Here is a 1763-nt window from a genome sequence, read left to right on the forward strand (position 1 = left end):
CCCCCGGCGACCTTCCGCCGCCCGTTCCGCCGGACGACCTGCCCGATATCGGCCCGACCGGGCCGCGCACGCCCTATCCAGTCAACGACCCCGGCATCGGCGAACCGGGCGGCCCCGGCTCCGAGCCGGACGTGTTCCCCGGCGCCCCGACGGACCCCGGCGTCCGGATGTGAGGACGGCTCAATGGCCGCCGTGCGACGCCCTGACGTCGCGCGGCGCCACGAGGATCTCGGAGAGGCTCGTCGCCACGTGACGGGCCTCTTCGTCGGTCAGGCGCAGCTGGAACGGCGGCAGGGCCCCCGCCTGGAAGGCGACGACGGCTTGGCCCTGATCGTCGGTGCCGACTTCGATCGCCGAGGAGGTGACGTCGAGCATCGCGATGTCCTCGTCGCCCATCTCGTCGGCCATGTCGGCCTCCTCGGGCTCGTCGATGGCGGTGAGTAGCTGGCCGACGGCGCGCACGAGGGCGCGGGCGGCGCGGGCATCCATCACGACGGCGGTCGCCTGATCGTCCTTCTGGAAGGAGAGCTGGATGTTGGCCCCTTCCAACGAAACCGAGATACCTGCCATGGATCGCCTAAAAGCCTGAACGCGAACCCTTATATGCACCGAGGCACCCGAAAATCCCAGCGGCCGCGGACCCGGTTTCGCCGGGCCTCGCCGAGATGCTGCATCCTTGCCTTGTTGCGGCCGCAGGCAACCCTTAGATAGGGTTGTGGGGGGCTCAACCCTGGGACGGACGCCGGTTACGGGTCTCATGCCCGATGCCCTGCCACCCATACCAGACTTAGAAGTCAGTCGATCCGGTCGCGTTCTCAGGAGCGGGACGGCTCGACCCATCGTCGATACGAGGTTCTCTACGTGAATACCGGTACCGTGAAGTGGTTCAACGAGACCAAGGGCTACGGCTTCATCCAGCCGGATGACGGCGGCAAGGACGTGTTCGTCCACATCTCCGCCGTCGAGCGCGCCGGCATGCGCAACCTGATCGAGGGTCAGAAGGTCTCCTACGAGATCCTCACCGACAAGCGCAGCGGCAAGGACGCCGCCGGCAACCTCCAGGCTGCCTGAGGCCATCGGTCTCCCATCCACGCGACCGTGAACGCGGTCGAAACCATCCGACGCCGCCATCCCTTGGGAACGGTTGCGCCGGACGGTCAAGGTAAACCAAATCTTAATCGCCACAGCTTAGAAACAGAGCCGGGTCCGCCATGCTGCGGAGCAAACCCGATCAATCGGAAGACAAAAACACACACCATGTTGTTCGAATACACCCGACGCCGTAGCGTCCGGTCGCCCGTCACGGATTCGGCGACCTTCAAGGTGGGACGCATCAGGCAGAGCGCGACGTCGGACGCCCCGACCCTCGACCTCTCCCACCTCATCGATGGCTCCTACAACTACCATTCGCCCCGGGAACTGCGCTGGCATCTCGCCGAGCGCCTCGGGCTCGCGCCAGCGGCTCTCGCGCTGCGCGAAGCCGCCCACGCCTGATCGCCCGCGGCGGCGAACGGCCGAGAGCGGGTGACCGCCAGGCACGAACGCAAGCCGGCGAGGGCCAGCCTTAGACCGACAGCAATGAGCCGATCCCGGTCCGACCGGGTCGGCTCTTTCGCGTTTCGAGGCCGCTTTTTTTCTAGGACGGCAGAATTGGCTGTTTGAGCGTTGAGGGTGCGGGGGCGTCTACGGGGAGGCGCATGATGTCTCGCACCCAGTGTCGGACGCCGGATCGTGAGCGGGTCCTGGTTCCGGTCCGCCAGCAC

At 66.7% G+C, this 1763-nt stretch carries 3 protein-coding genes; 2 read left to right on the forward strand and 1 reads right to left on the reverse strand.

Annotated elements, in window-relative coordinates:
* Positions 1 to 180 precede the first annotated feature (180 nt).
* Positions 181 to 570: a hypothetical protein gene (locus FV234_RS25695; RefSeq protein WP_147832428.1), complete on the reverse strand. Its 390-nt coding sequence runs from the start codon at positions 568 to 570 to the stop codon at positions 181 to 183.
* A 291-nt stretch (positions 571 to 861) separates the two neighbouring features.
* On the opposite strand from FV234_RS25695, the gene FV234_RS25700 reads away from it, so the two are divergent.
* Positions 862 to 1071: a cold-shock protein gene (locus FV234_RS25700; RefSeq protein WP_147725959.1), complete on the forward strand. Its 210-nt coding sequence runs from the start codon at positions 862 to 864 to the stop codon at positions 1069 to 1071.
* Between the two features lie 186 nt (positions 1072 to 1257).
* Positions 1258 to 1494 (forward strand): AsnC family transcriptional regulator, encoded by a 237-nt coding sequence (locus FV234_RS25705; protein WP_147753603.1) that lies wholly within the window; start codon positions 1258 to 1260, stop codon positions 1492 to 1494.
* Positions 1495 to 1763 lie beyond the last annotated feature (269 nt).

The sequence above is a fragment of the Methylobacterium sp. WL8 genome, from assembly GCF_008040045.1.
Taxonomy (GTDB): Bacteria; Pseudomonadota; Alphaproteobacteria; order Rhizobiales; family Beijerinckiaceae; genus Methylobacterium; species Methylobacterium cerastii.

What these genes read in the sequence shown, in the direction of transcription:
- FV234_RS25695 (WP_147832428.1), bottom strand. Translation starts at nt 570, where the DNA reads ATGGCAGGTATCTCGGTTTCGTTGGAAGGGGCCAACATCCAGCTCTCC.
- FV234_RS25705 (WP_147753603.1), top strand. Translation starts at nt 1,258, where the DNA reads ATGTTGTTCGAATACACCCGACGCCGTAGCGTCCGGTCGCCCGTCACG.